The 3,439-nt window shown below is 33.0% G+C and carries 3 protein-coding genes and 1 pseudogene; 3 read left to right on the plus strand and 1 reads right to left on the minus strand.

Features of this window, described 5'->3' with window-relative positions; genetic code table 11:
* Nucleotides 1–391: 391 nt before the first annotated feature.
* The 3 genes from BPMYX0001_RS28395 (at nucleotide 392) to BPMYX0001_RS28405 (ending at nucleotide 3,284) form a co-directional block, all read left to right on the plus strand.
* A complete protein-coding gene (locus BPMYX0001_RS28395; protein ID WP_018767794.1) occupies nucleotides 392–613 on the plus strand; it encodes a hypothetical protein in 222 nt (73 codons plus the stop codon).
* A gap of 518 nt (nucleotides 614–1,131) precedes the next feature.
* Nucleotides 1,132–1,713: a TetR/AcrR family transcriptional regulator gene (locus BPMYX0001_RS28400; RefSeq protein ID WP_006097598.1), complete on the plus strand. Its 582-nt coding sequence runs from the start codon at nucleotides 1,132–1,134 to the stop codon at nucleotides 1,711–1,713.
* Nucleotides 1,714–1,733: 20 nt separating this feature from the next.
* Entirely contained in the window at nucleotides 1,734–3,284 is a 1,551-nt protein-coding gene (locus BPMYX0001_RS28405; protein ID WP_033799831.1) for a DHA2 family efflux MFS transporter permease subunit, read from the plus strand.
* 38 nt (nucleotides 3,285–3,322) lie between these two features.
* On the opposite strand, the pseudogene BPMYX0001_RS34405 reads toward BPMYX0001_RS28405, so the two are convergent.
* A pseudogene (locus BPMYX0001_RS34405) lies at nucleotides 3,323–3,439 on the minus strand (IS6 family transposase); the annotation flags it as partial.

The following is a 3,439-nucleotide window of genomic DNA, read 5'->3' on the forward strand; positions in this document are numbered from 1 at the left end:
AAATTTCTGAATATTAAGAATTATATAAATTAATTATATTGCAGATTTAAGAATATAACAATATCTTTTTTTATTCTCTCTAAGATTTCGAAATATGCCCTTAACAACATTTTTCACGCCACATTTATTCATGATAATTAAGTTCACTTTTTTCGTTTTTGGGTATTCGCTTTTCTTAGCTTGATGGTGATGTATGGTGACCCCTGTAGGGAAAATATAAGAAAAATGACTAAAATTGAGGAAGAAGAAATGGCGTGCAGAACGTGAATTTGAACGTGCGCAAGAAAGAATTGCAAAGAAAAAAGAAATGGTATATTAATATATACATATCGAAAGTGATAATGTGATAAAAACTTCATATATCTTTTAGTATACTAGGGGGATTGTTTTAGTGTTTTGGAAAATACTTTTTCTTTGTATTAGTGTAGTGTTGAATGGCTTGACTTTTTTTGTTGCTCTATTTGTTGGGATAATGGCAACAGATGCTCCTGGGAGTGGACTAACTGAATTTTGTCTTGGATTCTTTATGATTCAGGGAATCCCTCTTATTTTACTCATTATTAGTGTGTATTGCTTGGTAAGGAAGCCGAAAAGTGATCAGAAAGCCAATTGAATGTATTGTAAAAATGACGATAGAAATTGTTGCAGTCAGAACACCAGGTGAGTACTATAGCTGGTGTTCTTTTATATTCATTTAAACGAATTGTAAAAGCACAAAGAGACACCTAAAATTGTGTCTTTTCTTTACATAAAATCCCCACACAATGTGCAGGGATCAAGTGTAAACTAATACTTTTTGAAGGAGCAACTTTATAATAGTACATCCATCCACCATCAGCAAAACAGTAAAATCTTATTTTCCCTATGACAAAATGAATTTATTAAAATTCAAAAAAGAGGTTCTTGAACATTAATAAGTTAAAAATTATATGAGCGTACAGAATTCTCATAATTAACTGTAATAAGATGGAATTCTTGTTTTGGGGGCGTTATAAAATTCTTAAGTTGATGGGCATGTATGGTGAGGCCAGATAAGAGATGTAATAAAGATGAAAGTAATTAGTTACTTTCATTTTATTTATGTTAACATGTTAGTAATCACTTACTTACATATCGGATGGAGGAATTAAAATGGGAAAGCCAACAGCAAAAGAAAAAGTTATGGAAGCAGCAACTATATTATTTGGTGAAAAGGGGTATACGGCAACGACAATTCGTGAAGTTGCAGAAAAAGCTGGGGTAAGCGAGCTTACAATTTTCCGTAATTTTAAAAATAAGGAAAATTTATTTCGAGAGAGTATTATTTTGCGGACAACACCAGTTGCTTTGTTGAAGGAACTAGAAGAGAAGTTTACCGGTAATTTGAATCAAGATCTTACAAAAATTGCAGAAACATATATTCAGGTAAACTTACCAAAGTTAAATTATATTTGGGCAGCACTACTGGAATCTAGACAAAACAGTGAAATGAAACGATTACTTCATGAATTAAATGCACATTTAGTAGATCATCTAGAAACGTATTTACAGCAACTTGGAGAAAAAGGACACATTATTCCATGTAATTATCGCTTAATAGCGAACATGTTTTATGGACAATTGTTCTTATATATTATGAATGTCAGCATAACGGAAGAAGATATTCAATTAGAAGAGTATATTGAGGCATGTGTAAATCTATTTATGAATGGGATTTCATTTAAGGAAAACTAAAGGGGGGGGAAATGGAAAACATGCGAAACATATTTGTGTTAATTGCATTAGTTTCAGGATTCTTTATGGCAATTCTAGACTCAAATATTGTAAATATTGCATTGCCAGGGATGGCAAAGACATTTCATACTTCAATAGATGCGATTTCTTGGATTGCAAATGGATATAATGTTGCTTTTGTGACCTGTTTATTAATGGCAGCTCGTCTTGCAGACCAATTTGGCCGCAAGAAGCTGTACCTTATTGGCTTACTAGGATTTTCTATTAGCTCATTTATGTGCGGAGTAGCGTCATCTTTTCAAATGCTAGTGATTTTTCGCGTATTACAAGGAATCTCTGCGGCTATCATTGTACCTGTTGCGATGCCGCTTGGACTTGAACTTGTACCGAAAGAAAAACAAGGCATGATAGGTGGAGTTATGGGAGCTTTTGGCGGGTTAGCTGCAGCGATTGGTCCGTCACTTGGAGGAGTTTTAATAGATAAATTAAGTTGGAACTGGGTATTTTTCATCAATGTTCCAGTCGGTATCTTTTCTTTAATCTTCATCTTTCTTTTTATTAAAGAATCTTATGATCATACCGCAAGTTCTAAAATAGATTGGGCAGGTATGGTTACTTCATCATGTGCACTATTTTTACTTGTTTATGCTTTGATACAAGTAAATAAAGCGACTTTAAGTCCGTTAAGCATAAGTCTTCTCTTTGTTATTTCTATTATAAGTTTTATGTTATTTATCTATATTGAAAAGAAAAGTAAAAATCCGATGTTGCCCCTTTATTTATTTTCATATGATAAATTTTCACTTTCAAACCTCGCGTTATTTTTTGTAGGTATGGGGTTAATGAATTTTTTATTTATCTTTGCATTTTATTTGGTCCAAGTAGAAGGAATGAGTGAACTGAAGTCGGGAATGATTATTAGTACACTAGCGATTGTATCGATAATAATTACGGCAATTATGACACCAATCGCTGCAAAACGCGGAAGCAGTGTGATTAGTAGTGTAGGTGTTATTGCATTTATCGTTGTCTCATATTTATTCGGTCATATGGAATCAAGCTTTTCGGCTTGGGATTATATTTGGAGGCTTGTGATTGTAGGGTTTGGCGCGGGATGTACACTTGCTCCACTTACAACAACTGCAGTATTAAGTGTGCCAATTGAAAAATCAGGTATTGCATCAAGCATATCTAATATTTCGAGAACATTGGGCAGCATTGTGGGAGTAGCTGTATTAGTCGTTTTATTAAATCAACAATTATTGAATGAAAAAGAAAAAGTAAATCAACAAGCAATAACAATGATTCAAAAAAGTAATCAAACAAATTTAGAAAAAAAACAAATATTGCAAGCGATACAATCAGTTGATAAGCAGGAACGAGTAATAGTAGAGTCAAAAGAGGGAAATGAATTATATGAACAAATGAGGTGGAAATATAAACATGCAGTTATACGTAGTTTCAATCAAACATTTTTAATAGGGGCATTTATTTTTCTTTTGGCACTTATTTGTAATGTAGTAGAAATATACATGAATAGAAAGAGGGGTTCTGGTGCAAAAACCATTTGATAGAGATATAGAACCTACATGGCCTATTCAATGACAGATTATGATGCAATTCCAAATAACTTATGTATGAACCCAACTTCATTTTGAGCAGACTTCACCTGTAGGTTAAGTTGTCCTTTTTTCATCATATGCATGGCTTCAACGCCGCTCAATAT

Origin of the sequence: Bacillus pseudomycoides DSM 12442, assembly GCF_000161455.1 — a bacterium.
GTDB classification, from domain to species: Bacteria; Bacillota; Bacilli; order Bacillales; family Bacillaceae_G; genus Bacillus_A; species Bacillus_A pseudomycoides.

Bases quoted from the DNA above. Each gene is read 5' to 3' on its own strand.
- BPMYX0001_RS28400 (WP_006097598.1), top strand. From the start codon at position 1,132: ATGGGAAAGCCAACAGCAAAAGAAAAAGTTATGGAAGCAGCAACTATA.
- BPMYX0001_RS28405 (WP_033799831.1), top strand. From the start codon at position 1,734: ATGCGAAACATATTTGTGTTAATTGCATTAGTTTCAGGATTCTTTATG.